Origin of the sequence: Streptomyces sp. NBC_00096 (genome assembly GCF_045041305.1) — a bacterium.
GTDB lineage: Bacteria > Actinomycetota > Actinomycetes > Streptomycetales > Streptomycetaceae > Streptomyces.
The window spans coordinates 6,772,135-6,795,055 of record NZ_CP108221.1; the positions used below are offsets into that span (position 1 = coordinate 6,772,135).

Annotated in this window: 30 protein-coding genes and 1 pseudogene; 17 read left to right on the forward strand and 14 right to left on the reverse strand. The window is 68.6% G+C overall.

All coding sequences use genetic code 11. The features are described 5' to 3' along the window. Position 1 precedes the first annotated feature (1 nt). The 5 genes from OG904_RS30220 to OG904_RS30240 form a co-directional block, all read right to left on the reverse strand. The gene (locus OG904_RS30220) at positions 2–889 is read right to left on the reverse strand and encodes a lactate/malate family dehydrogenase (RefSeq protein ID WP_405496359.1); all 888 of its coding nucleotides are present in this window, start codon (positions 887–889) and stop codon (positions 2–4) included. Continuing rightward, entirely contained in the window at positions 886–2,085 is a 1,200-nt protein-coding gene (locus OG904_RS30225; RefSeq protein ID WP_405496361.1) for a hypothetical protein, read from the reverse strand. The genes OG904_RS30220 and OG904_RS30225 overlap by 4 nt, the downstream gene beginning before the upstream one ends. Positions 2,086–2,154: 69 nt before the next feature. After that, the gene (locus OG904_RS30230) at positions 2,155–2,439 is read right to left on the reverse strand and encodes a hypothetical protein (protein WP_405496363.1); all 285 of its coding nucleotides are present in this window, start codon (positions 2,437–2,439) and stop codon (positions 2,155–2,157) included. Between the two features lie 71 nt (positions 2,440–2,510). Next, positions 2,511–2,993, reverse strand: coding sequence for a hypothetical protein (locus tag OG904_RS30235; protein ID WP_405496365.1), 483 nt, complete (start codon positions 2,991–2,993; stop codon positions 2,511–2,513). Between the two features lie 249 nt (positions 2,994–3,242). Continuing rightward, complete coding sequence (locus OG904_RS30240) at positions 3,243–3,752, reverse strand: hypothetical protein (RefSeq protein WP_405496367.1); 510 nt, start codon at positions 3,750–3,752, stop codon at positions 3,243–3,245. A gap of 185 nt (positions 3,753–3,937) precedes the next feature. Between OG904_RS30240 and OG904_RS30245 the strand changes: the two genes are divergently transcribed. The 4 genes from OG904_RS30245 to OG904_RS30260 all read left to right on the forward strand — a co-directional run bounded on the left by OG904_RS30245 (position 3,938) and on the right by OG904_RS30260 (position 8,456). After that, positions 3,938–5,335 carry a Tat pathway signal protein gene (locus tag OG904_RS30245; RefSeq protein WP_405496369.1) on the forward strand — a complete coding sequence of 466 codons (1,398 nt, stop codon included), beginning with the start codon at positions 3,938–3,940 and terminating at the stop codon, positions 5,333–5,335. Positions 5,336–5,409: 74 nt separating this feature from the next. Next, positions 5,410–5,901, forward strand: a complete 492-nt coding sequence (locus OG904_RS30250) for an SAM-dependent methyltransferase (protein ID WP_405496371.1) — start codon at positions 5,410–5,412, stop codon at positions 5,899–5,901. Between the two features lie 1,036 nt (positions 5,902–6,937). After that, positions 6,938–7,123 (forward strand): helix-turn-helix domain-containing protein, encoded by a 186-nt coding sequence (locus OG904_RS30255; RefSeq protein WP_405496373.1) that lies wholly within the window; start codon positions 6,938–6,940, stop codon positions 7,121–7,123. Between the two features lie 49 nt (positions 7,124–7,172). After that, positions 7,173–8,456, forward strand: a complete 1,284-nt coding sequence (locus OG904_RS30260) for a tyrosine-type recombinase/integrase (RefSeq protein WP_405496375.1) — start codon at positions 7,173–7,175, stop codon at positions 8,454–8,456. A gap of 88 nt (positions 8,457–8,544) precedes the next feature. Here OG904_RS30260 and OG904_RS30265 read toward each other — a convergent pair whose 3' ends face one another. Then, on the reverse strand, positions 8,545–9,081 hold the full coding sequence (locus OG904_RS30265) for a hypothetical protein (RefSeq protein WP_405496377.1): 537 nt from the start codon (positions 9,079–9,081) through the stop codon (positions 8,545–8,547). A gap of 223 nt (positions 9,082–9,304) precedes the next feature. On the opposite strand from OG904_RS30265, the gene OG904_RS30270 reads away from it, so the two are divergent. The 4 genes from OG904_RS30270 to OG904_RS30285 all read left to right on the forward strand — a co-directional run bounded on the left by OG904_RS30270 (position 9,305) and on the right by OG904_RS30285 (position 12,998). Then, a protein-coding gene (locus OG904_RS30270) for an IS3 family transposase (protein ID WP_405496379.1) occupies positions 9,305–10,542 on the forward strand; the annotation gives its coding sequence in 2 pieces (ribosomal slippage) (positions 9,305–9,635 and positions 9,635–10,542; 1,239 coding nt in all). A 124-nt stretch (positions 10,543–10,666) separates the two neighbouring features. Next, the gene (locus OG904_RS30275) at positions 10,667–11,155 is read left to right on the forward strand and encodes a histidine kinase (protein ID WP_405496381.1); all 489 of its coding nucleotides are present in this window, start codon (positions 10,667–10,669) and stop codon (positions 11,153–11,155) included. A gap of 604 nt (positions 11,156–11,759) precedes the next feature. Next, positions 11,760–12,050: a transposase gene (locus OG904_RS30280; RefSeq protein ID WP_405498357.1), complete on the forward strand. Its 291-nt coding sequence runs from the start codon at positions 11,760–11,762 to the stop codon at positions 12,048–12,050. A 402-nt stretch (positions 12,051–12,452) separates the two neighbouring features. Continuing rightward, positions 12,453–12,998, forward strand: coding sequence for a hypothetical protein (locus tag OG904_RS30285; protein WP_405496383.1), 546 nt, complete (start codon positions 12,453–12,455; stop codon positions 12,996–12,998). Between the two features lie 378 nt (positions 12,999–13,376). Here OG904_RS30285 and OG904_RS30290 read toward each other — a convergent pair. Both OG904_RS30290 and OG904_RS30295 read right to left on the reverse strand, forming a co-directional pair. Beyond that, a pseudogene (locus OG904_RS30290) lies at positions 13,377–13,583 on the reverse strand (helix-turn-helix domain-containing protein); the annotation flags it as partial. Then, entirely contained in the window at positions 13,580–13,804 is a 225-nt protein-coding gene (locus OG904_RS30295; RefSeq protein ID WP_405498359.1) for a tyrosine-type recombinase/integrase, read from the reverse strand. The gene OG904_RS30295 and the pseudogene OG904_RS30290, both read right to left, overlap by 4 nt. A gap of 322 nt (positions 13,805–14,126) precedes the next feature. On the opposite strand from OG904_RS30295, the gene OG904_RS30300 reads away from it, so the two are divergent. Beyond that, positions 14,127–14,393: a hypothetical protein gene (locus OG904_RS30300; protein WP_405496385.1), complete on the forward strand. Its 267-nt coding sequence runs from the start codon at positions 14,127–14,129 to the stop codon at positions 14,391–14,393. A gap of 66 nt (positions 14,394–14,459) precedes the next feature. On the opposite strand, the gene OG904_RS30305 is transcribed toward OG904_RS30300, so the two are convergent. After that, complete coding sequence (locus tag OG904_RS30305) at positions 14,460–16,268, reverse strand: putative Ig domain-containing protein (RefSeq protein ID WP_405496387.1); 1,809 nt, start codon at positions 16,266–16,268, stop codon at positions 14,460–14,462. Here OG904_RS30305 and OG904_RS30310 point away from each other — a divergent pair. Then, complete coding sequence (locus OG904_RS30310; protein ID WP_405496389.1) at positions 16,267–16,503, forward strand: hypothetical protein; 237 nt, start codon at positions 16,267–16,269, stop codon at positions 16,501–16,503. The two genes, OG904_RS30305 and OG904_RS30310, sit on opposite strands and share 2 nt — an antisense overlap. Before the next feature lie 196 nt (positions 16,504–16,699). Beyond that, on the forward strand, positions 16,700–17,518 hold the full coding sequence (locus tag OG904_RS30315; protein WP_405496391.1) for a TrmB family transcriptional regulator: 819 nt from the start codon (positions 16,700–16,702) through the stop codon (positions 17,516–17,518). Between the two features lie 221 nt (positions 17,519–17,739). Here the strand turns inward: OG904_RS30315 and rpsR are convergent, their stop codons facing one another. The 4 genes from rpsR to rpmG are packed head-to-tail and all read right to left on the reverse strand — an operon-like array spanning position 17,740 to position 19,610. Next, positions 17,740–17,979 (reverse strand): 30S ribosomal protein S18, encoded by a 240-nt coding sequence (gene rpsR, locus OG904_RS30320; protein ID WP_405496393.1) that lies wholly within the window; start codon positions 17,977–17,979, stop codon positions 17,740–17,742. Positions 17,980–18,027: 48 nt separating this feature from the next. Then, complete coding sequence (locus OG904_RS30325; protein WP_405496395.1) at positions 18,028–19,170, reverse strand: CobW family GTP-binding protein; 1,143 nt, start codon at positions 19,168–19,170, stop codon at positions 18,028–18,030. Then, complete coding sequence (locus tag OG904_RS30330) at positions 19,167–19,415, reverse strand: type B 50S ribosomal protein L31 (RefSeq protein WP_405496397.1); 249 nt, start codon at positions 19,413–19,415, stop codon at positions 19,167–19,169. Before OG904_RS30330 ends, OG904_RS30325 begins: the two co-directional genes overlap by 4 nt. Positions 19,416–19,445: 30 nt before the next feature. Beyond that, positions 19,446–19,610: a 50S ribosomal protein L33 gene (gene rpmG / locus OG904_RS30335; protein ID WP_405496399.1), complete on the reverse strand. Its 165-nt coding sequence runs from the start codon at positions 19,608–19,610 to the stop codon at positions 19,446–19,448. Positions 19,611–19,676: 66 nt separating this feature from the next. On the opposite strand from rpmG, the gene rpmB reads away from it, so the two are divergent. From rpmB to OG904_RS30360, 5 genes are all read left to right on the forward strand, one after another. Next, positions 19,677–19,913: a 50S ribosomal protein L28 gene (gene rpmB, locus OG904_RS30340; protein WP_405496401.1), complete on the forward strand. Its 237-nt coding sequence runs from the start codon at positions 19,677–19,679 to the stop codon at positions 19,911–19,913. Then, positions 19,913–20,218 (forward strand): 30S ribosomal protein S14, encoded by a 306-nt coding sequence (gene rpsN, locus OG904_RS30345; RefSeq protein WP_405496403.1) that lies wholly within the window; start codon positions 19,913–19,915, stop codon positions 20,216–20,218. Before rpmB ends, rpsN begins: the two co-directional genes overlap by 1 nt. A gap of 363 nt (positions 20,219–20,581) precedes the next feature. Then, on the forward strand, positions 20,582–20,707 hold the full coding sequence (locus OG904_RS30350; protein ID WP_405496405.1) for a hypothetical protein: 126 nt from the start codon (positions 20,582–20,584) through the stop codon (positions 20,705–20,707). Beyond that, complete coding sequence (locus OG904_RS30355; protein ID WP_405496407.1) at positions 20,707–20,937, forward strand: hypothetical protein; 231 nt, start codon at positions 20,707–20,709, stop codon at positions 20,935–20,937. The genes OG904_RS30350 and OG904_RS30355 overlap by 1 nt, the downstream gene beginning before the upstream one ends. Before the next feature lie 144 nt (positions 20,938–21,081). Further along, positions 21,082–21,501, forward strand: a complete 420-nt coding sequence (locus OG904_RS30360; RefSeq protein WP_405496409.1) for a hypothetical protein — start codon at positions 21,082–21,084, stop codon at positions 21,499–21,501. 430 nt (positions 21,502–21,931) lie between these two features. Here the strand turns inward: OG904_RS30360 and OG904_RS30365 are convergent, their stop codons facing one another. Next, complete coding sequence (locus OG904_RS30365; protein WP_405496411.1) at positions 21,932–22,468, reverse strand: SixA phosphatase family protein; 537 nt, start codon at positions 22,466–22,468, stop codon at positions 21,932–21,934. Positions 22,469–22,632: 164 nt separating this feature from the next. Between OG904_RS30365 and OG904_RS30370 the strand changes: the two genes are divergently transcribed. Beyond that, positions 22,633–22,791, forward strand: coding sequence for a hypothetical protein (locus OG904_RS30370; RefSeq protein ID WP_405496413.1), 159 nt, complete (start codon positions 22,633–22,635; stop codon positions 22,789–22,791). Positions 22,792–22,921 lie beyond the last annotated feature (130 nt).

A 22,921-nucleotide genomic window follows, 5' to 3' on the forward strand; every position in this document is an offset into this window, starting at 1 on the left:
TCTAATGGGTGGTGACGAGGTGCTGGTAGGCGGTGTCGAGCTTGAGTCCGGACGCGGCGAACCGCTCCGCTTCGGTGGGGCTGAGGGCCGGCAAGGCGGGCATGCCCTGGCCGGAAGTGAAGGTCACGGGCACCCCGAGCCATCGCCCGTTCCACTCGGTGCACAGCTCGGTCGTCCCATCGGCTTGCCCCAGCGCGAGGCGGAGCGTGGTCAGGACGGCGCCCGCGGGCCCGGAGCGGGTGCGGCCAACTCCGCTGCTGATGCGGTCGGGCCGGTGAGCCAATGTCTCGCCGAGCTCCCGGACGGGGATGACGACGTTCTCGCCGTTCACGGTGGTGGTCGAAGCGCAGATGACGGCGCTGTCGCCGTGCTCACCGATGACGTGCCCCCGAACGCGATCGGCGGGAACACCCATCAGCGCGGACAGGGTGAGCCGGTAGCGGACGGTATCCAGGTTGGAGCCGATCCCGTAGACCTGGGTGCATCCAGAGGCCTCGGCGAAGAGCCGGGTCATCAGGTCCACCGGGTTGGTGACGATCAGGACGGTCCCCGGATAGCCGGCAAGGCGGCGCCCGAGGTCGCGGATCGCGCGGGCGTTGGCTTCGGCCCCGGCCATCCGGATGTCCGTGGCGTTGTCGTTGGTGAAGCGCTCCCTGATCGCGATGATGAGCGCCGCCGCGCCGACGGTGTCCTCGGGCCGGCAGGCGATGGGGACGGTGGCGGATCCGGTGGCCGTCCGCATGTCCGTAAGGTCGTCGGCCAGGGCCTGCGCCTGAGGCAGGGTCCGGGAGGACAGCAGTAGGCGGTCGCTGATGCCGACCGCGATGATCGTGTTGGCGACGGTCTGGCCGATGGCTCCGGCCCCGACGATCCCGATGGTGGTCCTCATGCGGCCGCCGCCTTGAACTCCGACAGCGCGGACTCCCACATGCTCCTGATGGGCGTGTCCCGCTCGAGGTGCGCTGTCACCCTGTCGACTGCGGTCAGGACCGGGCCCGGGCGCGCCGCCAGCGCCTGCCCGGTCGGCGGCAGAGGCAGGCTGGTGGGGGCGGCCAGGTAGGTGGTCAGGATGTTGACCGTGTCCATCAACATCCAGGTCAGGATCTGGCGCAGCGCCATCAGCTGGTCGTACGGGGGAACGGTCCGCAGCTGCTTGTCGACGTGGTCGGCCAGGCCGTCGAGTACCTGCTCGGTGACGGCGGGAGCTGGCCGGGTCGCGATGAGGAACAGGACGGTGCGCATCGCGAGCTTCGCGAGGTCGGTGTGGGAGTCCGCGAAGACCAACCCCGGGTCTATGAACCGCGTCCGCAACCCAGGGGCGTCCGGGAACAGGACGTGCTCGGGCTTGAGGTCGCCGAAGCAGAGGACTCTGCGCGAAGCCGGACTCGGCAGGCTCGTGGGCTTGAGCAGCCGACGCACGATGTGGGGCAGCAGATCGAGGCTGTGGTCGCCTTCCGCCACGCCTCCGAGCTCGGCGAGGTAGGCGTGGGCGTTGGGGTGTCCGAACTTCCGGTGGAAGGTAACCGCGATGCTTCGCTCCGTCCCCGTCAGCCCCGACGCCGCGGTGCGGGATCGATACAGCTGCTGGAGCTCCTTGAACGTCCCGTCCAACAGGCTGGTGGTGCGGCCGGGGCTGGCGAGGAGGAGCTGGGAGAGCGGGGTACCGCTGACGGGCGCGGTGAAGAGGACCCCGCCTTGGAGTCCCTCGAGTTGGGCGGGCCGCGGCCCGCGGCTTCTGGCGAGGAACCTGATCTGGGCGGCCTCGCGCCGCATCAGGGACTCACTGCTGTGGACGTACCGCTCCTGGGCAGCTTGTACGGCAGGCCAGTCACCGGATGCCCCACGCAGGAGCGAGACCATGGAGGTGCCCAGGAAGCTGTACTTCGCGTAGACATCACGCTGGTGGGCCGGATGCTGGACACGCAGGCGGCGGACGTAGCCGGTAGGGCTGGGGATCCGCACGCCCAGAGAGACCCACGAATCCGGCCACTGGGTGATCGCGGCCTCCGTCATCTGCCGGTCGGCATAGGCGAAGACATCGGCGGCCGTAGGCGGCGGTGGAGCAAGGATCGAAACGGTGGGCATCTACGCCTCCCGGGCGAGGTGAACGACGGGCGATTCCTGGCGGGGTGAAGCGAGACAAGGGACGCGCCGTCACCCGCCCTCCGACTGGGGCAAGGCGGGGCGGCGCGAGCACCGACAGGAGCGCGCCTGGGGGTCACGCGGGAGCTCGGGCAGTGAGCTGGTGATGGCCGTGGCGGTGGTCCCGGCGGGGGACTGCTCTTCGGCCGGCTCGCGGTCCGGGACGGTGGCGGCCGGGACGGCGACCCGGGTGCTCGCGTCGGCATCGGTGGTGGCCATCAACAGACCGATGAGGCTGAGGCCGATGACGTTGGCCCCGGTGAACAGGAGGCCGACGATCGTGTCCCCCTCCGGCATCCGAGGCCGGCCGTGGCGGGCACGAGGAGGAGGCGTCAGCGCGGTGGGACCGCCTAACTCGCCCCATCCGCTCACTGGCCGGTCTCCGGCAGCGCCAGCGCGATGAACCAGCCGCAGGCAGCCATCTCCTTGAGGAAGTGCTCGTACTCCCGCAGGTCGGGGCCGATGTGCTCGTACTTCGGCGTGACCGGCCCGTAAGCGAACCCGGCCCGCAGCAGGTACAGCGCGGCCGACAGCCCCTCCCGATCCTGCAGAAGCATGGGGCCGATCGGATCCACACACAGCTCGCCCCGGACCAGCAGGTGCCGGGACCGGCCCACCAGCTCCAGGGCCTCGAACTGTGCCCCGGCCTCCTGCGCGGGCGCGTACAGGTAGCGGACCGCGGGCAGACTTCGAGCGGTCTGACGGGTGAGTTCGCCTGCGGCTCGTACGCCGTCCTTGCGTAAGCCCAGCAGCCTCGCCAGTGGACAGGCCCGCTGGATGGGCCGGCCGCCGAGCCTCGTCCACCGGCGTTCGACCTCGATGTCACGGTCCATCCAGTTGCCAGCGGCCAAGACGACCTTCAGGGCGGTCGGTGACTTCGTCAGAATCGTGTCCGCACTGGCCGCGGACCGCAATTCCCACACATCCCAAATGAGGGAGGCTTCGGATAAGGAGCTCAGATGTCGGGTGCGCGACACGCCCTCGATGGAGGCGAGGAAATTCTCAGGCGGTCTCAGTTGCACGGCACGGGAGACGGAAATGACGACACCTCGATGGGACGACGAAGATGGAACGGGCCCTGGCGGAGATCGGACAGAGGGCTAGCCAGCAGGTGCGCTGGCCAAAGCAGTCCGCAGGATGGGCAGGAGGCAGGCACCGTTGGCCAGCGGGACGGGCGTCGGCTCTGCTGGTGTCCAGGGCCAGGTGTCCCAGCGGGCACCGCCCGCTGGCGGCAGGGCGATACGACCGCCAGGGCCGGACTCAACACGAACACCTGCTACCCCTGTGAGGGGCTGGGCGGTTCCAGGTTCGACGAGCAGCACCCTTTCTCCGGTTCCATACCTCAGAGCAGGAATAGGTGCGAGGTCCACGTCACGACGGTCGGCGAGCACCAGCACGTCCGAGCCCAGCGCGTCCGGCATGACGACTGCATCGAACGCGGAGCACGTGGTGTGGAGCGTGCACCCCTGCCTTTCGATCACAAACTGGATCGCACGGTTGGCCGAGACAATGTCAGTCCCGACGATCAGCGGCCAGGAGAGCAGATCTTCGTAGGCACGAATCAAGGCAGCACTGTCACGATTCGTTGGCGGCCAGAGCGGCACTGTCACAAGTCCCTCCTAGTGGATGTCGGGGAGCCCGTTCGGGCCATTGCGCTGGATTTGCCTTCATGAGCCGGGCGATGAGGGCTAGCTTCCTGATGAGGAAACCGCGCCGTCGGGGCGGCGGGTATCCCTGAGCCGTCAGCGAGGCTGCTAACGCTGCTAAAGATCGTTTTCTGGGATGGGAGCGGACCGTGCCGCGTACCCGCAACAACGCCTTGGCCGAGGTCATTCGCGAGGCAGGCTGGTCGCAGGAGCAGACCGCCGCTCACTTCCGCCGAGCAGCGGCGGAAGCCGGCCACGCGGAACTCCTGCGTGTCGCGCGTACTCACATCTCGCAGTGGGTGCTCGGATCACGCCCGGACATCAAGACGGCATCTATCTTGTGCGAGACGCTGTCGCGACGGCTCGGGCGTGCGGTCACACCTGCGCAGATCGGCCTTGGTCACATGCCGGATCCCGATCAACTGGGCGGGCCAGGCTGGGATGTGGCGACAATGATCGCACTGGCCGATCTGGCACATCACGGGGGACAAGGCATGGACATGACCCGCCGACAGGTACTCGCGGATTCGGCCTACTCGGCTGCCGGAGCCGCAGTCCCGCCCGAGACCTGGTGGGGCAAGACCCTCGAGGAGGCACGAAGCCGCCCCGCACTGTCCCGGCTCACGGTGACCCCCGCCCACGTCGAGGCACTGCGGGACGCAATGGAGTACTTCTCCCGCCAGGACCAGCGCCTAGGCGGCCGCGCCGGCCGCGGCGCGCTGACTTCCTACCTCACCAATGACGTTGCCGCTTTCGTCTCCGCGCGAATTTCCACCGAGAAGCTGCGCACCGAGCTCATGTCGGCCGCCGCTGAGCTGGTGTACCTGGCCGGCTGGATGAGCTTCGACTCCGGAGACCATGCCATCGCCCAACGCCACTTCGGCATCGCCCTGCGTCTGGCAGCCGAAGCGGACAACGGACCGCTCGCAGGCCACATCCTGCGAGCGGCCGCCCACCAAGCCGTGGACCTTCACCATCCTGCCCGTGCCCTCGAACTCGCCGAAGGCTCGCTCGGGCAACGCCGCTACGCCCAGGCAGCCCCCCGCGAGCGGGCGCTCCTCGGAGTCGTACACGCCCGTGCCCTTGCGCTCGCCGGGAGGCGGAAAGATGCCCGAGTCGCACTCCAGCAGGCCGAGGGCGATCTCACCCAGGCCGACGGAGCCGACGCCCCGGCCCGCGTCACCTTCTTCGGTGAAGCCGCGCTCGCACACGAAACCGCCGCAGCACTGCGCGACATGGGCGACCTCCCCGCCGCCGAGGCGCAGTTCCGGCACAGCGTTCGCACCCGCGCCCTGCCCTACTCCCGAACACATGCCGTCACCTTGGGCTACCTCGGTGCCGTCCAGGCGCAACAGGGTCATGTCGATGCCGCCTGTGCCACCTGGAACCGGGCCCTGGACGTCGTCTCCGCCGGAGTCCAGTCCGGCCGCGTCTACGACACCGTCGTCCAGATGCGCCGAACGCTCTCCCCGGTGCTCGCGCGAGGTGGCCGGACAGCCGCCGAGGTGGACTCCCGTGCCCGTGAAGTCCTGCGCACCGTAGGCTGACGCCGCCAGCACATCGCCCGCCCCCATCGGTCGCTAGGAGATGTCGGGGCGGGGACCAGGAGGGACGACGCCACATGTCTGAGACGCTTCGCATCCAGCAGATCGCCACGGTGATTGGCGGCCATAGGACTGTCGCAGATGACTTCCAAGGAGGCGTCGAGTCCGTCATCCGCGTTGATGGGCAGTTCCCCATTGAGACCCTGCAGGGCATTGAGGAGTTCTCTCACCTGACCGTCCTGTGGCACTTCCACCACGCATCGCCGGGCGATGTCCAGCTCCACGCACGGAGCCCGCGCGGTGACAGCCGCTGGCCTGCCACAGGTACGTTCGTACACCGAAACCACCGCCGCCCCAATCAGCTCGCGCTGAGCTTTCCGCGTCTGATCAAGGTCGTTGGCTACGACCTCCACGTCACGGACCTCGACGCCGTCCACGGCACGCCCATCTACGACATCGCGCCGTACTTCGAGCAGATGGGGCCGCGAGGACCTGTCACTCAGCCGGCCTGGCCGGGCGAAATGCTGGACCCGACCTACTGGGCAGCGGCGGCTGATCGCAACGCCTGAAACTTGCCGTGGGCCAGAACCACCCCCGTGTCGCTCCTCGCGACGGGGCCCACGCCCAGTACGAACAGCCCGCGGATTTTCTGGTTTCGAGGGTGTCGGATAGCCGGTCTCGAGCCGGGAGGGCAGGAGGAGCGTTCTCCTGAGCATGTGGGCGCCCGCCCTGCCGGTCGACGGCTGATGAGCGCCGGAGGACTTGGCCGTCCGGTCAGCGACGGCGGTGCTCTTGATGGGCCCGATCAGGGCCCAGGCGGCGCTATGGACCACCCCCGCGCACGGAGTCGGCCCTGCGGATACAGACCGCGACTCGACGGCCGACTGGTGGATCGGGTGGATGATCCATCTGCCCAGCTGCAACGTGCTGAGGGTGCGGGGTGTTCGCTGGCTGGCGCCCAGTAGCGCCGTGCACTTGGCCGTCCAACCGGATCGGCGACCAGCCCTTTGGATATCGAGGCTGGCGGCTCCATGTCTGTAGCCCGACGTCCATGAAGGAGAAGCCGTCCTGGCACCGGCCTTCGCCGGGCAGGTGGGACGCGGTCTGCCGTCGAGGGGCGGGCGATGAAGCGAATGGGGTCAGGTACACCTCTGCCGGCTGATGGCCCGGACGTGGGTGAAGACCACCATGGTGGCCGCCGTCCGTTGGCGTTCCTTGTGCCGGAACCAAGCCGAACATTCTCAGTTCGCTGGTGGCAGACGACGAATCACGCGACATGCGTGGAGACCCTGCCGCGATCCATGTCAACGTACTGACCTGCCCAAAAGGTGGTGGTCAAGAACGGTGGTCTTTAGGGGGTAGTGCAGCAGTGGTCGGGGCCATGTGGAGTGGTTGCGAGCTTGCCAACTGAACCAATCAGGCTGCGTGGAGGTGGAACGTCGAGGTCGTTCGGTGAGCGTATAGCAGCCGACCCAGGAATTCGGAAATCTCGAATCCTCTGCAAGATTAGTTCCGTCGCACCGACTGTATCCGGTGAGGCGTTTGTGTAGGCCTCAAGCTTCGCGCCTTCGTGAGTGCGAGGAGAATTTTCTTGGAGAGGAGAGGGTGTTGGCGCGCGGAGGAAGCTACGTTTTGCTCACGTCGGCTGAAGTCGCTGATTGGTTGAAGGTTAGTGAGGTGACGGTGAAGAACAAGCATCGGGCGTGGGGGCTCCGGCCGCAAAAAGTGGGGCGCCTGTTGCGGTTTCGTGAGCGCGATGTTGTGGACTACCTCGACCGAATGTATGGCTGAGAACTGATTTATTGGACGGCGTGGCTAGAGGGAAGTTGGGGGCGCTAGTTTGGCAACGGTTTTTCAGAAATGCAAAGAAGAAGCGCGCAGCAAGAACTACCCGTGTGAAGGGGTGAGGTGTGGTCACCCTTGGACTGTCCGCTATAGAGAGCCTGGTGGCCGCAGTGGACGCCAACGTGAGGAGACCTTCGAGAAGAAGGGAACGGCGGACGCATTTGCGGCGAAGATTGAACGCGAAAAGGACCTTGGAACCTACATAGAGCCGCTCGGATTCATGACGCCGCTCGTAGAGGTATACCGGGAGTTTATTGCCTCTGGTGAGCGCGTCAACGGAACGCGCTATCAGTACGAGACAAGTCTTCGTCTGCACGTCAGGCCTTACTTCCGGAACAAGCCCATCGGGGCGGTCAAGCCCAAGGACCTCACTACCTGGCTCCGGTGGATGGTTGAGGAGCGCGGCTACGAACCGAGTACAGCCGTAAACCGGTACGAGACCCTCAGTGGAGTGTTCAGCTTCGCCGTCGCCAACGACTACATCGTCAAGAATCCCTGTCGGCATGTCCAGGCCGGCCGCAGGAGGGCCAAGCGGAGGATCAAGAAGACAATCCACCTGCCCACACTGGAAGAGATCGCGGCTATAGCCGCCCACTTGCCCGGGCCGTACCAGCTCCTGGTGTGGCTGATGGCTGGATGCGGGTTGCGTATCGGCGAGGCCAGCGCGGTGTGCCTTCAGCAGATCGATTTCGAGGCCGGAGTCCTCTATGTCGACCGGCAGGTTACCCAGGACGGCGAGAACGAGAAGCCCAAGACCCGCCGGCAGAAGGCTGCCACGAAGGGGAGGGGGCGAGCGCACTGCATCCGCCACTTGAAGTGGCGTGACCAGGATGAAGGGCGCGCCGTTCCGATCCCGACAACCATCGTGGCGAAGATCAGGCAGCACGTCGAGCAGTACGGGACCTACCGGGTCGAGACCGGCCTGAACCGGATCGAAGGTGACTACCTGTTCTCGAACGTGGGCGGCACCAACATCCTCATGTACTCGCTCGTGGACCGGCTCTGGCGGACGGCCAAGACTGCTGCCGGGATCGTCAGGAAGATCACTCCTCACTGGCTCAGGCACTTCTTCGCCTCGGCCGGACTGTCCAAGGGCGTGCCGGTGACCGACATGGCCGAATGGCTCGGGCACCGAGATCCCAAGATCACGTACCAGACCTACGCTCACGTGATGCCGGACGCGCCGCAACGTCTGCGTACAGTCATGGACTCGGTGTTCACCCTCGAATCGGAGTTGACCCTCCCCTTGTCGTTCGAGGCACTCGCCGAGGCAGCCTAGCGGGCGTAGGAGGGCGCAGTCCTGCCGATGCGTCTGCTTGCGAGCTATGCGGGAAACCAGCTCGAGCCTATTTCCCTGCTGGGCGCTGTCAGGGCTGCGTGCCGGGACTGGGTAGGTCGGTGCCCAGGTAGCGCTGGGCGGGTTGCGTCCGGTCGAGCTTGAGCCGTATGGTCGCGTGGCCCTCATCCGCAAGCGACTGCCGGGCCTCGCGCATGTTGAGGACCTTGTCGATGGTCATCAGCTCGATGCCGGGCCCCAGGTCGATCTGATGCTCCCCGAAGGTAATGACCATGGCCTGGTACTTCGCGGCGAAGGCAAGTTTCCCCTTGGATACCTGTTCAAGGGATTCGATGCGATCGACACCGACGGCGACGACCGTGTTGGGCATGTCGACCTTCTCTCCGCGCAGCAAGGAGACTGCGTTTCGGGCGTCGTGTGCGTCCTTCAGGGTGTAGCCCGGCGGAGTAGCGAAGAACTGGCCGGTCATCCGCTGGAGGGTGGCCAGGTAGTCGAAGGCGTCAGCCCAGGTCTCGGCTTCGTCTGAGTTCCAGCTGTCGGGCACCGCGGATTGGGTGATGGGGGCGGTCAGTTGAGTGACGGTTGGGCCGTGAACCGTCAGCTCCATCGACTGGCCAGGGACGGCACGACTGATGAAGCGAAGGACGGGCACCATCTCCTGAGGCAGGGACGTCTCCGGAGGTGCGAAGGAGAGAGTCTGGCTCCATGCTTCTCTGCGCCGGTCATAACGCAGCTGTATCCGGATGAAGCTGGTGATGGGGCCTCCCCCTGAGTGGTGGACACGCTGATACTGGATCTTGATTGATCCGGAGGAAGCGAGAAGACCACCGATGGCTCTGAAGGACTATTCGGACGAGTTCAAGGCAGATGCAGTGGCCCTGTACGAGTCCACGCCCGGTGCGACGTACAAGGGCATTGCCGCTGACCTGGGCGTCAACCGGGCGACCCTGCGGGAGTGGGTACTGCGGGACCGCGAACGCCGTGGCGGCACCGCCGCTGCTGTGATGCAGGCCGCCGGCCACGGGGCGGCGGTGTCGCCCAGTGATCCGGACGAGCGGGTCCGGCGGCTGGAGGCCAGGGTGGCCGAGCTCGAGGCCAGTGAGCGCAAGCTCGCCACCGAGCGGGACATACTCCGCAAGGCGGCCAAGTATTTCGCCGGAGAGACGAACTGGTGACCAGCCGCTTCCAGTTCGTTGACGACCACCGGGCCACCTATGAGGTGAAGCGGCTCTGCCAGGTCCTGGACGTCAACCGGTCCAGCTACTACAAATGGCTCGCCGGCGCCCAGGCCCGGGCCGCCCGGCACCGCGATGACCAGGTCCTGGCCGGGGAGATCCGCAAGGTCCACAGCGAGTCCGGTGGCGCTTACGGCTCACCACGCGTGACCGCCGAGCTCCGCGAGAAGGGGCATGTGGTCAACGAGAAGCGGGTCGCCCGGGTCATGAGGACGCACTCCGTCACCGGCATCCGGCTGCGCAGACGCGTCCGCACCACCGTCCCCGACCCGTCGACCACACCGGTCGCAGACCTGTTCCAGCGAGACTTCACCGCCCCTGAGCCCGGGCGGAAATACATGGGCGACATCACCTATCTCCCGCTCGCGGGAGGGAAGTTCCTCTACCTCGCGACCGTGCTGGACTGCTTCAGCCGCAAGGTCGTGGGCTGGTCCATCGCCGACCACATGCGCACCGGCCTGGTCGCCGACGCACTGCGGATGGCCGGCTCGACCCGCGGCAGCCTGGACGGCGCCGTGTTCCACTCGGACCACGGCGCCCAGTACGGTTCCCGGGCCTACGCCAGCCTCTGCGACGGGCTCGGGGTGACCCGTTCCATGGGCGCGGTCGGCACCAGCGCCGACAACGCGGCCTGCGAAAGCTTCCACGCCTCCCTGAAACGCGAGACCCTCCAAGGAGACCCCGACTACGGCGATGCCGACACCTGCCGCCGAACCGTCTTCGCCTGGCTGACCCGCTACAACACCCGCCGCCGGCACTCCGCCAACGGCCACCTCAGTCCCGACGAATACGAACGCCGACACCACGCCGCTAGACTCACCCTCGCCGCGTGATCAATAACCGCGTGCCCACCTTCTTGGGGGAAGGCCCGTCCACTGTTGTGAGGTGTGTGTGCTCGCGGGGGCCGGGTAGGCGCGCGCCTGCACAACGCACAGAACCGGAAGGAAGGCATTCGACATGGCGGACAGCCACCACCACGTGCTGCTGATCACGTTCGCGAGCGCCCCGACCGGCCGGGCGGCGTACGGGGACGCCGTCGGCCTGCCGGGGCTGCGGCAGGCCGCTGTCCTGGAGCGGTCGGCCGATGGGCTGCTCGACGTACCGGATAGTCATGTCTCCGGCGCGGGCGTCCCGACCGCGGGCGCGGGTCTGGCCGGGGGGCTCCTCGGGCTGCTGGGCGGTCCCATCGGTGTCTTCCTGGGCGCGGCAGCCGGGGTGGCGTTGGGCAACGCTGCGGAGGACCGGTGGGCGCAGGAGGACGGCGCGGGCATGATCATGCTGAGTAGCCGGGTCGAGGACGGGGCCGCGCTGCTCATCGTCGACCTGTACGAGTCCGAGCCGGAGCCCGCCGACGACCTCGCCCGGCGGCATGGCGGAACCCTGGAGCGGCTGACCGCGAAGGAGTTCTCCGCGCAGGTGCGCGCCGCCGAACGGGCGGCCGGCTAGGGTGCCGGCGGGCCGGCCCCGCCGAGCTCGGTGGTGGTCGGGCGAGTGCTAGGGGAGGGGCTCCCCGGTGGTGGTCTTGCCGCGGTGCGGGGGCAGTACGAGTGCTGCCCCCGCACCGCGGCAAGGCGCCGAGCGCGTCGCCCGGGTCGCGCCCCGCAAGGAATGCGGCGGCAGCACTCGCAGCCATCGTGTTGAGCAGTGCTGTGCCGATGGAGCCACCCACCTGCTGCATCGTGTTGATGGTGGCCGATGCCGATGCCGATGCCGATGCCGATGCCGATGCCGATGCCGATGCTGATCCTGCGTCCTGCCGGGCGACACCGTAGGTTCCCATGCTCATGGCAGGGGGCAGCACACATCCCAGACCCAGGCCGGCCACGAGGAGCGGGAGGAGGACGCCGGTGCCGTACGAGGTGGTGGTCGCGATGCGGGCGAGTCAGGCCGCGGCGACTGCCGCGAGGACGAACCCTGTGGTGAGGACGGCTCGGGCTCCCAGCTTCGGCAGGAGTTTGATGGAGGCGATCTGCCCGGCGGCCATTGCCTCGCGCACGTGTACAGCAACGCGGCCGATCGTCCCGACCGGAAGCCGTACTACCCCTCGGACATGTCGGACGAGGAGTGGGCGGCGGTCCGTCCTCTCCTGCCGGTCCCGGCCTGGCTGGAGGGCCGGGGCGGGCAGCCTGAGGGCTACTGCCACCGTCAGATGCTGGACGCGGTCCGCTACCTCGTCGCGGGCGAGATCTCCTGGCGGTCGATGCTGGTGGACTTCCCCGCCTGGGCCCGGGGCTATGGTCCGCACCGGCCACCTGCCCCGCACCATGGCCTCCCTGCGGAACCTCGCCATGGGCGTCCACCGCCAGGACGGCGCCACCAACACTTCACGCAATGCCCCTGATCGGGGGGTTCTCCTTCGGGCCAAAGGGTCCGGGGTGTCTGCCCCGGACTGGGAATGACATGGCAACAGCCTGTGGTGTGCCGCGTTCAGGACGGCCCGAGGCTCCTGTCGGTCTGCTTCCAAGATCATGACAGGCCTGGCTTCTCCCACGCTGTGAAGTGCCCTTTCAGGCCATGTCATTGGCTGACGCTCGGCGCCCAGACGGTTGCCCGGACGCGCGTTGGTGGGTGGCGGGATGTGGCTTGATCCGCCCGGTGATCTTGCTTTCTGCCACGTCCTGGCTACATTCTGAAGTCGATCAGTGCATTGGTCTTTTTCTGATGGAGTACCAAGAGGGGGAGTACCTTGCTGGGTTCACCGGAGGTCGCGCGTCCGGGCGTGGGCCGTGTCCGTGGCCGTGTCGTGTCTGCCCTTGCGGCGCTCGCGGTCGTGCCCGCCGTGCTGGTGACGGGTGCGCCTGCGGCCCATGCGGCGACGGCGGTGTCGTGCACGGACGGCTCGGGCACGCTGGGGTTGAGCCGTGCGGTGCCCGCTCTGCTCCCCGCGGACGTCGGCTTCAGCACGACCGGCCCGGTGCAGTTCGGTGGATGTTCCGGCGGCGGGATCACCGATGCGCAGGTCACGGCCACCGGTACCGCGCTGGCGGCCTTGTGCGTCCCGGTAGCCGACAGTTTCGTCACTGCTGGCATGGCTGGCACGCTCACGGTCACCTGGAGCGGCGGCGCTGGCCCCGCCACCACGACCTTCAACTGGACTTCCGTGGCAGCCGTCCAGGTCGCCCCCGGTCTTTCCGCCGTCCAGATCAGCGGTGTCAGTACCGGAGGCCGCTTCCACGACGGCGGGACGCCGGCGCTCTTCACCAGCACCGCGAGCCTGGGCTTCGGCTCCTGTGCTCAGGGCGCCACTAGCGTCACCTTGTCCGGCGATTTCCTGGTCACCAATGTGTAGTCGACGTCAAACAGCTCACCGTGTGCGACACCGCGGGTGAGTAGCGGTTGAGTAGCCGTATCGCAACCGGTCATGGAACGTGCGGGTCGAACAGGTTCCTGATGGGGTGATCTTCCGGCAGTACGCGCATGAGGGCAGGGCCTCTCGGTAGCTCGGGGATGCGAATCTGACCGAGCAGTACCAGGAGGCCCTGTTGTCACATGTGTACGCGGTTGCGCCTGTCGACTTCAACTCGTCCGTCCGGTCATGCGATTGTCCCGCGCACGTGTTACGACAACACTGCCGATCATCCCGGCCGACAGCGCCGGTATCCGTCGGACATGACGGACGCGGAATGGGTGGTGGTGCGGCCCTTGCTGCCCACGCCGTCCTGGCTGGAGGGATGAGGAGGTCACTGATCTCGCAGCCGAGGACGACGCAGATGACGTCCAGGTCCTCCAGCTAGAGGGAGACCGGCTGGCCGGACCACAGGCTGGACATCTTCCCGGCCGAGATGACCAGGCCGTGCTCGGCCAGGCTCCGTTGGAGCTCGGAGGCTTTCCAGATCCCCTTGTTCGCGGCGGTCAGCCGCAGGTTCCACTTCATCGCAGAAGTCCTTCCAGCCGCTTCGGGGCCCGCTGCTGCCCGGCCACCCGGGCGTCCTCGACCCGGGTCTGCTGGACGTGGACGTATCGCATGGTCGTGGCGATCCGGGAATGTCCGAGGACTTCCTGGATCGCGATCAGTGCGCGTCCGCCGAGGTAGAGCTCGGACGCGCAGAAGTGCCGCAGGAGGTGCGGGGTGAGCTTGTCGCCCCAGCCCGGCAGATGTGCCGTGGCCGCGGCCTTGAGGCCGCCACAGGCGGATGACGGCGATCGATCCGGGACCCCGAACTGCCCATCCCTCTCGAAGGCGGCGGGCCCCCGTTCTGCGGACTCACGTCAAGGGAACCCGGATCGTACGGACTGCGTCCCATCGCTGACCATTGCTTCGGTGTAGGGAGGTCATGGGATGCGTGTACGGGCAGGAATGGTTCTCGCGATGCTGCTGATCGTGGCCGGTTGCGGCTCGGGCGCAACGTCTCCCGGGCCACGGGCAACAGGCAATGCCGCGGGGTCTGCCAGTGCTGACTGTGCGCACGGTAGCGACGTGACCGTCACCGAGGCGGACAACGGCCGTCGGATCTGCCTGGACCGGCCCGGCAGTGTCCGGGTGTCGCTGCCGGCGACGCCTGCTGCTCCGGTGAGCGTGTCCGGAACGGCGCTGACCGAAGTCTCGGACCGTGTATTCCGGGGTGCGTCGGCCGATACGGCCGTTCTGGCATCCGCAGTGCCGGCGTGTTCGTCGCCGGCTCCGCCCGGCGGGGTGCGGTGCCTCGCGATGGTGGCCTGGCAAGTCACCGTGGTGGTCCGTTGATGGCCTCATGGCCGGACGGGCCCGGATCGATGACAGCGGTCCGGGCCCGTCCCCTTCATGTCTGTGTCAGCTGGTGCCGACCGCGGTGTCGTCGATGACGAACGAGGTCTGCAGGCTGGAGTCCTCGGTGCCGGTGAACTTGACCGTCACAGTCTGCCCCGCGAAGGAGGACAGGTCGAAGGTCTTCTGGACGTAGCCGGTGTTCTTGTTGAGGTTGGAGTACGAGGCCAGGGTGGTGGAGTTGGCCTGGACCGTCAGCTTGTCGTAGGCGGTGGTGGCGGTCGTCTCCGCGGTGTCGATGTGCAGGTAGTAGCTGAGGGTGGCGTGGCAGCCGTTGGGGATCGTCACCGACTGGGAGAGCGAGTCGGTGTGCGTGGAGCCGTAGCCGTTGAGCCAGGCCTTCCAGGAGCCGGAGTGGGCGGCCTCGCCGCTGCCGTTGTCGATCACGCCGGTGGTGGCGGTCCAGGGACTGGCGCTGCCGGTTTCGAAGCCCGCGTTTCCGAGCAGCTGGGTGGCGCCACAGGTGCTGCCGGTCGGGGTGACGGTCCAGGTGAAGGAGGTACTGCCGGCCGCGTTGGTGGTGTCCTTGGCCGTGACCGTGACGTTGTAGCTGCCCGCGGTGGTCGGGCTGCCGCTGATCAGGCCGGTCGAGGCGTTGATCGACAGGCCCGGCGGGAGTTCGGTGGCGCTGTAGGCGAGGGTCTGGCCGCTCGCCGAGTCCGCGGCCTGGATCTGGAGGGAGGCGGCGGTGTTGGCGGTGGTGCTCCGGCTGCCGGGGTTGGTCACCGTCACGGTGTTCCCGCCGGTGGAGCCGCCGGTGAAGGCGGCGGCGCCGTTGGGGGTCCCGAGGCCGGTCGGGCCGTCGTAGCCGGACTTGGCGGTGCACAGGTAGCTGCTGCCACAGGAGCCGTTGGCGCCGCTGGTCACGTCGTTGAGCGAGGAGGCGTGGGCGTACGGGTACGAGGACGGGTAGCTGCCCGCGGCCGGGGTGCCGGCGAGGGCGTAGACGGAGGCGATGATCGGCGCGGAGGCGCTGGTGCCGCCGTAGACGTTCCAGCCGCTGGCCTGGTAGCTGTCGTAGACGGCGAGGCCGGTGGCCGGGTCGGCGACCGCCGAGACGTCGGCGACGGTGCGCTTGGCGCAGCCGCTGTCGCTCTGCCAGGACGGCTTGGTGGTGAAGCCCGAGCAGCCGGAGCCAGCGCCGTTGCCGCCGGAGCTGGTGCCCCAGACGGATTCGGACCAGCCACGCGTGGTGCCTCCGGCGCGGCTCAGCGAGGTGCCGCCCACGGAGGTGACGTACTGGGAGGCCGCCGGGTACTCGACCCCGTAGCCGCTGTCCCCGGAGCTGACGGTGATCGCGACGCCGGGATGGTTGAAGTACGAGGCGTCGGAGCTCGGGTCGGTGGAGTCCTCGCCGCCGCCGTAGCTGTTGGAGACGTACTTGGCCCCCATGGTCACCGCGCGGTTGACGGCTGTGCCCAGGTCGGCCATGGAGGGCTGGTTCGCCTCGACGAGCAGGATGTGGCACTGCGGGCAGACGGCGCTGACCATGTCCACGTCGAGGGAGATTTCGCCCGCCCAGCCGGAGTCTGCGGTCGGGTAGTTGGTGCCGCCGTTCTGGTCGACCTTCTTGAAGCAGCCGTTGGCGGTGGTGCAGGCCGGGAGGCCGTACTGGGAGCGGTAGGTCGCCAGGTCGGACTCGGCGTTCGGGTCGTCGTAGGCGTCGATGATGGCGACCGTCGCCCCGGCGCCGGCCGAGGCCGGAAGGGCGTACGCGCCTTGGAGGTCGGTGGGGCCGTAGCCGGACGGCAGGATGTTCGGGGAGAGGCTGAGCTGCTGCTTGAGGTCGGTGCGGGCCAGCGCGTGACAGGCCATGAAGCCGGCCTTCGCGGGCTCCGAACAGAGCCGCTGGGTGTGCACGCCGGACGCGGCGGGCGTCGCGGGCGTGGTCGTGGCCGAGGCCGTCGACGGCGCGGCGGCCGCGAGTAAGCCGCCGGATATCAGAGCCGCGACCGCGACCAGACTTCTGACGCGGCTGATGGATTTCGACTGCAATGAACTGCCCTCCATGGGGGGTCGGATCACCGCGGCGTGGGATGAGGTCCCATGAAATGACAGGTCCATGTCATATCTGATCATGAGGAACACCGCGGGTGGCGAGTGGCACAGGTTCATTGATCTGATGGACTGCCACCACGTCGAGTGGTGGCCACCGCAGAACCTAGTGACGGCAGGCCCAAGGGAATACCCGGCGAGGGCAAAGGATTGCTTTCGGTCAGTCATCTACGGGTATACCGTGTGCTGCCATGGAGTTGGACGACAGCGCGGTCAACAACCTTGTAGGGCTTGGCCTTTCACGCTACGAGGCGCGGGTCTACCTCGCGCTGGTGAGGCGCGACTCGTACACCGCGGCGCAGGCGGCGCGCGCAGCGGACGTCCCCCGTCAGCGGGTGTACGACGTACTCGACGCGCTGGTGCGCCGGAACCTAGCCGTCCTGCGCCCCGGACGGGTGGCCACCTTCTCCGCCGTGGCACCGGAACTGGCCCTCGCCCGGCTGATGGCCCTGCAGAGGGAGTCGATGGAGCGGATGGACCGGGCCTCGGTCGCGCTCGCCGCGGCCTTGACACCGCTCTGGGCCGCCGGGCAGACGCACACCGACCCGCTCGACTACATCGAGGTGCTGCGCGATCCCAAGGCGATCGCCGAGCGCTTCGCGAGCATCCAGGAGCAGGCGTCGCAGGAACTGCTCAGCTTCTGCAAGCCCCCCTTTGTCGCTCCCGCAGCCAACGACGAGGGGATCGAGGCCGTCCGCCGCCTGCGCCGGGCCGGGGGCAGGGCGCGCGCCGTCTACACCCACGAGGCCCTCGGTGACGCGGAGGTCCTGGAGAACGTGAACCGGTTCGGCGCGGCGGGGGAGGAGGCCCGGTTCATCCCGGAGCTGCCCCTGAAGCTGATCGTCGCCGATGCCTCGATGGTCCTGTGCGACATGCCCGATCCGATGGCCGAAACCCGCGCCACCACCGCGCTGTTCATCGAACACCCAGCGCTCGCGGCCTGTTTGAGGATGTCGTTCCTGACGGTCTGGGACCAGGCCGAGACGGTGGCCGGGCTGAGCGAGTCGTGAGATCTGCCGCGTGCCCGATGTGGAGGGCGGGTTCGGAGACACGCGTCACGTCCGGGGGTGAGCGCTTCGGCGAGTTCGTCCTGCGCCGGGGCGACGTCGCGGGTGCTCACCGGCGGGATCGGGAACCTGGCGGCGATGGGAGCGCCACCGGCGTTGGCCACCGCCGTCCAGCGGCTCCCGGGGGCGTCGACGAGGAGTCGCCGGACGGCGGTCTCGAATCGCTATCGGCTGCTGCCGTAGGGGAGCAGCGCCATCTCCCGGGCGTTCTTGATCGCCGGGGCGAGTAGGCGCTGCTGCTGCGCCGTGACGCGGGTGACCCGGCGGCTGCGGATCTTGCCGCGGTCGGAGATGAACTTCCGCAGCAGGGCGGTGTCCTTGTAGTCGATGTACGTGATCTTCGCCGCGTCCAGCGGGTTGGGGCGGGGCTTCACGGGCTTGTGAGCGGTCTGACGACGGGCCATCAGGGTTCCTTTTGAGTCGTGGACGATGGAGATGCTCGATCCCGGAGGTCAGGAGACCGGGTCGAGGAGGGAGTCGAAAGTCGCCGGGAGGGTCTTCCAGGCCTCGCGTCCCGCCGCGTACTCGGCGTCGGTCAACAGGCAGGACTCCAGGAGCTGTGCCAGTCCGTGCCGGTCGAGGCCGGGTGAGGTGAAGACGAGGTGCTGGCAGCAGTCGCCGTGCTCGGGATGCCAGTCGAGCGAGGCTGCCGCCCTGCGCAACGGCGGGACCATCTCCCAGGCGGCGTCCGGCAGGGAGGCCAGCCAGGGACCGGCGTTCTCCACGCACAGGGCGCCGCCCGCGGCGTCCCAGGCCAGCAGGGTGTCGGGCCGGTCGGCGAGCCAGAACCGGCCGCGACTGCGCGCGGCGACGCAGCAGAGGTCTTCGAGGGCCTCGTAGAGTCGTTCGGGGTGGAAGGGGCGGTGGCGGCGCCACACGAAGGTGGTGACTCCCGCCTCGTCCGCGTCCTGGGGGAGCAGGGCACAGGCCGGGTGTTGGGCAGCGGCCGCCGCTTCCACGTCGAAGCCCGCGAAGGCCAGTTGGGCGAGCTCCCCGGATCCGGCCGCCACCCGGCGGGCGGTCGGATGGAGCTGGGCGAGGAGGGCGTGGTCCTCGTCGTCGGCTTCTTCGCTGTCGACGAGGGCGAGTACGGGCGCGTACTCGAGCTGCCGGGCCCAGGTGTCCCCGACGGTGCGCCGGTCCGAGGCCGCCGCCGCGAGCCCTACTTCGGCCAGGTCGTCACCGTTGACGAGGTACGGCAGTACGAGCGCGGGATCGACCGCGGTGATGACACCGGTGAGATCGAGCACGTCTCCACCGTGTTCCACGACAACCTCGGCCATCGCCTTGGGCTCGACCGAGTCCCAGAGCTCGACGACGGCCAGCCGGATCATGCCGCTGTCGGCCAGCCGTTCCAGCTCGGGTACGAGGTCCTCGCGCAGTGCACAGCAGGCACAGTCGTTGAAGAGCGGGGCCTCGCCCCGGGACAGCTCGCCGGAAGCGTCGCGCACCACGCGCAGCACGGTGCCCGCGGGCACCGTGGCGAGGTCGTGGTGGAGGGCCACGCTTCCGGGGACAGAGGCGAGCAGCCGGTTCACGACCTCCTTGCGGGCGTCGGAGTGCAGCCCGCCGACGATGACGACGGGGAGGGTCACGCCTTGCTCCCGTAGCGGCGCTGGAAGCGCTCGACGCGGCCGGCGGTGTCCAGGACGCGGGCGGTGCCGGTGTAGAAGGGGTGGCTTTGCGAGGAGATCTCGACGTCGATGACGGGGTAGGTGTTGCCGTCCTCCCACTCGACCGTCTTGTCGCTGGTGGCGGTGGAGCGGGTGAGGAAGACGAAGTCGGCGGCCTTGTCGCGGAAGACGACGGGGCCGTAGGCGGGGTGGATTCCAGGCTTCATGAGGTGTCCTTCAGGCAGGGGGACGGGGGGTCAGCGCTCTTCGCGGAAGTCGACATGCCGGCGCACCACCGGGTCGAACTTGCGCAGCACCAGGCGGTCCGGATCGTTCCGCCGGTTCTTGCGGGTGACGTAGGTGTAACCAGTCCCCGCCGTGGAGCGGAGCTTGACGATCGGGCGTACTTCGGTGCGAGTCATGGCGCTAGCATATGACAATGAAACCCATTATCAACAAGAAACACCTCACGAGAGGCAGGTAACCCCTTGTCCGTCCACTGCCAACTGACCGGCGCCAAGCCGGGCTTCGGCAACAACATCTCCCACTCGCACCGGCGCACCTCCCGCCGCTTCGACCCCAACGTCCAGAGCAAGCGCTACTGGCTGCCCAGCGAGGGCCGGTACGCGCGGCTGAAGCTCTCCGCCAAGGCGATCAAGACCGTGGACACCATCGGTCTCGAGGCCGCCGTGGCGCGGATCCGCGCCCGGGGGGTGAAGGTCTGATGGCCAAGCAGAGCAAGATCGCGCAGAACGAGAAGCGCAAGGCGGTCGTCGCGCGGTACGCCGCCCGGCGCGCCGAACTGAAGGAGGCCATCCGACGCCCGTCCTCCACGGAGACCGAACGCGCGGCCGCACGGGCAGAACTGCGCAAGCAGCCCCGCAACGCCAGCGCCACCCGGGTCCGCAACCGGGACAGCGTGGACGGCCGGCCCCGCGGACACCTCCGGAAGTTCGGGCTGTCCCGGGTGCGCATGCGCGAACAGGCGCACGCCGGATTCCTTCCCGGAGTCACCAAGTCGTCCTGGTAGGCCGGTGAGCCGGTAGCAGGGCAAGGCCGACGTGCCCACGTCTCCGGCGGGATGTGGGCACGCCGGGGAGGCGGCAAGTGGTGTCAGCAGCGTGGGAGGGTCCATTAACCGCGGATCGCCGGACCGGTCGACACGACCGTTCACCCTGGTCGTCAGTGTGAACTGCAAGAACCCGGGGAGTGGTCAGGTGATCGACCGGCTGCGCCAGGTCGTCCGTGACTGCCAATACGGGTGATGGTCTCGACCGGATGCCTGGTCAGCCTCCTGCGGTGCCGCCGCACCGCCGGTCCGCATGGCGCGGTCCAGCCTTGCACCCCGGACCGCAAGCCCCATGGCGTTCCGTACGCATCGGGCCGATGGTCGATGGCCGACGGAACCGACGCCGAATCCGTCGCCGTATGGCTGCGGGCGGGCATGCCGGACGACGGCACCCTGCCGTCCCGCCTGCGCCCAGCACCCGCGCCGCAGCAAGTCGCCCACCTCAACTGATGGGAAGCCGATCGTCCAAGGGCCTGCTGGGCGTGGTCGCCGGCAACACCCCTGGTGTCCGAGGCCTGGTGGTGGATCACTTGCTGCGTGCCAGCCCGCGTGCGACGGTGCTGGCCGTGTCGGTCCAGGACCGGGGCAGCGGATATCCGGTGATGCAGCGGTTCACCTCCGGCGCGGTACGCAGCTGCGGGAAGACCTTCCGCGGGGCGCGACCGGCGATCCGGTGGTGATCCTCCGCCAGGAACTGCTGGCCATCCGGCGGACGATGGCACGGCCCCACGTCATCCTCGCCCTGCCACAGGAGCTGGAGGTCCTACCGCTCCTGGTGGAACTGTGGTGGCCCCGGATCGGCGTGAGCTCCCTCGGGGACCACTATGATCCCGGGCCGGTCCTGGCCGGTCGACCCGGCCTTCTTTGCGGCCGACCTCGGCTGCGTCCACCCGGCCGTGCCGCTCTGGGGCGGCTCAGGCAGTGTCACTCCCACGACCCCGGCTGAGATCGCCGCCCGCCAGGTCGAGACGGCGGACGCGCTGATCGTTCCTACGCCGACGGGCGGAAGCGGCCGGTGGGTGTCCGGGGCTGCGGCGCTGATCGGCCACCTCAACCCGCACGCCGCGCTCCTGACGGTCCCCGCCGAGGGGGACTTGGAGGCGGGACTTCCGTCCTTCCTCACGCAGCCGGCTCCGACCGGTGCGGGCGAGGGGTGGCGGACACGGCTCGAACCGGTGATCGCGCCGCACGCACCTGGGGTCTGTCGTCAAAGTGATCTTGCGTTGTGGATCATGGTCGGGTGATACGTGGCCATGAACTGTCTGACGCTGAGCGGGAACTCGTGCAGCCGTTGCTGCCTCGGCCCGTGCTGGGGCGGCTTGGGATGACCACGGCTTATGGATGCTGCGGTCTGACCGACACGTGAAAGCTGTCGGCGGACCCGCCGTTCGTGGAGGAGGTGTACGACGTCGCCGGCCGTACTTCAAGCCGCCCGAGGGTGCGGTAGTCCCCTCGCGGGACCAGGAGTCCCAGATCCAGGACCTGGACCGGTCCTGGCCGGTCTTTCCGGTAACGCCGGGGATGCCCGAGCGGCGGAGCCGCGACTACGTCCCGAATGGCCTGACCACCTGTTCGCCGCGTTCGACGTCGCGCTCCTGGTCGCCCGCATCGGCGGGGTGCCGTGAGGCACTGTCGGGCTTTCGTGCACCCGGGCGGATGGGCCCGTGGCGTACGTCAGCGGGCGGTGCCCCGGGGGACGGCGAAGTCGGTCAGCCGGGCCGAGCCCGGCGCGAGCTCCTGCCAGGGAACGGGACAGGCGAGCACCGCGATCGCGGACGTCGGGAACTTCCGGGACAGCCGTTCGATCGCTTCGGTCTCCGCGGCGGCCACGGCCTTCCGGGCGAGGCTGATGGCCAGCTCCTCCAGGCCCGGGTTGTGGCCGACGAGCAGTAGCGTCCCCACGTCCCCGGGCACTTCGGACACCACCTCGAGCAGTTCCTCCGGCTCGGCGGCGTACACCCGCTCGTCGTAGCGCACCGGGACCTCGGTGCCCAGCTGTCCGGCCGCCAGCGCCCAGGTCTCCCGGGTCCGCCGGGCGGTGGAACAGATGACCAGTGCGGGCACGCAGCTGGCGTCGCGCAGCCAGCGGCCCGCCACGGGCGCGTCCCGCAGACCGCGCGGGCCGAGCGGCCGCTCGTGGTCCGCGACCTCCGGCCAGGCGGATTTGGCGTGGCGCAGCAGCACCAGGCGGCGGTCGGATCCCGCGCTCATGACTTCAGCCTTCACCACCTCAGCCTCGCACGGTCCACGGTCCACGGTCCACGGTCCACGGTCCACGGTCCACGGTCCACGGGGCCGGGCGGGCCGACGAGCCTGCGGGGAGCGGCGGCCGACTTCGACGACCGCCGCACACATGGGGCACGGCGGAACTCGCCGTGGCGCTGGACGAGGCGCTGCTCGGCCACCACGGCACCGGGGACCTGGAGCTGAGGCTCCAGTCCGAGCGGGACCTGGAGCACGCCGCCGACTCCTGTCGGGTTCCGCCAGGATTCCCGGGTGACCGCCGAGTCCGACAGAGCTGCGCCCCGGCGTGATCACCGTCTGTCCGGATCAGGACGGTGCTGAGCGGCTCGGTTGTGCGCCGGGATTTGCGCAGCGAGGTGAGCCGTCAGGGCGGCCGCGACGGAGGTCACACCGGGGCTGCCGGCTCGGGCTCGGGGCTTG

Excerpts from the sequence above, each read along its gene's own strand:
- OG904_RS30220 (WP_405496359.1), bottom strand. The coding sequence starts at position 889 with ATGAGGACCACCATCGGGATCGTCGGGGCCGGAGCCATCGGCCAGACC.
- OG904_RS30225 (WP_405496361.1), bottom strand. The coding sequence starts at position 2,085 with ATGCCCACCGTTTCGATCCTTGCTCCACCGCCGCCTACGGCCGCCGAT.
- OG904_RS30230 (WP_405496363.1), bottom strand. The coding sequence starts at position 2,439 with ATGCCGGAGGGGGACACGATCGTCGGCCTCCTGTTCACCGGGGCCAAC.
- OG904_RS30250 (WP_405496371.1), top strand. The coding sequence starts at position 5,410 with ATGTCTGAGACGCTTCGCATCCAGCAGATCGCCACGGTGATTGGCGGC.
- OG904_RS30265 (WP_405496377.1), bottom strand. The coding sequence starts at position 9,081 with ATGGAGCTGACGGTTCACGGCCCAACCGTCACTCAACTGACCGCCCCC.
- OG904_RS30275 (WP_405496381.1), top strand. The coding sequence starts at position 10,667 with ATGGCGGACAGCCACCACCACGTGCTGCTGATCACGTTCGCGAGCGCC.
- OG904_RS30280 (WP_405498357.1), top strand. The coding sequence starts at position 11,760 with ATGTCGGACGAGGAGTGGGCGGCGGTCCGTCCTCTCCTGCCGGTCCCG.
- OG904_RS30310 (WP_405496389.1), top strand. The coding sequence starts at position 16,267 with ATGAAGCCGGCCTTCGCGGGCTCCGAACAGAGCCGCTGGGTGTGCACG.
- OG904_RS30305 (WP_405496387.1), bottom strand. The coding sequence starts at position 16,268 with ATGGCCTGTCACGCGCTGGCCCGCACCGACCTCAAGCAGCAGCTCAGC.
- OG904_RS30315 (WP_405496391.1), top strand. The coding sequence starts at position 16,700 with ATGGAGTTGGACGACAGCGCGGTCAACAACCTTGTAGGGCTTGGCCTT.
- rpsR (WP_405496393.1), bottom strand. The coding sequence starts at position 17,979 with ATGGCCCGTCGTCAGACCGCTCACAAGCCCGTGAAGCCCCGCCCCAAC.
- OG904_RS30330 (WP_405496397.1), bottom strand. The coding sequence starts at position 19,415 with ATGAAGCCTGGAATCCACCCCGCCTACGGCCCCGTCGTCTTCCGCGAC.
- rpmG (WP_405496399.1), bottom strand. The coding sequence starts at position 19,610 with ATGACTCGCACCGAAGTACGCCCGATCGTCAAGCTCCGCTCCACGGCG.
- rpsN (WP_405496403.1), top strand. The coding sequence starts at position 19,913 with ATGGCCAAGCAGAGCAAGATCGCGCAGAACGAGAAGCGCAAGGCGGTC.
- OG904_RS30350 (WP_405496405.1), top strand. The coding sequence starts at position 20,582 with ATGGCCGACGGAACCGACGCCGAATCCGTCGCCGTATGGCTGCGGGCG.
- OG904_RS30355 (WP_405496407.1), top strand. The coding sequence starts at position 20,707 with ATGGGAAGCCGATCGTCCAAGGGCCTGCTGGGCGTGGTCGCCGGCAAC.
- OG904_RS30360 (WP_405496409.1), top strand. The coding sequence starts at position 21,082 with ATGATCCCGGGCCGGTCCTGGCCGGTCGACCCGGCCTTCTTTGCGGCC.
- OG904_RS30365 (WP_405496411.1), bottom strand. The coding sequence starts at position 22,468 with ATGAGCGCGGGATCCGACCGCCGCCTGGTGCTGCTGCGCCACGCCAAA.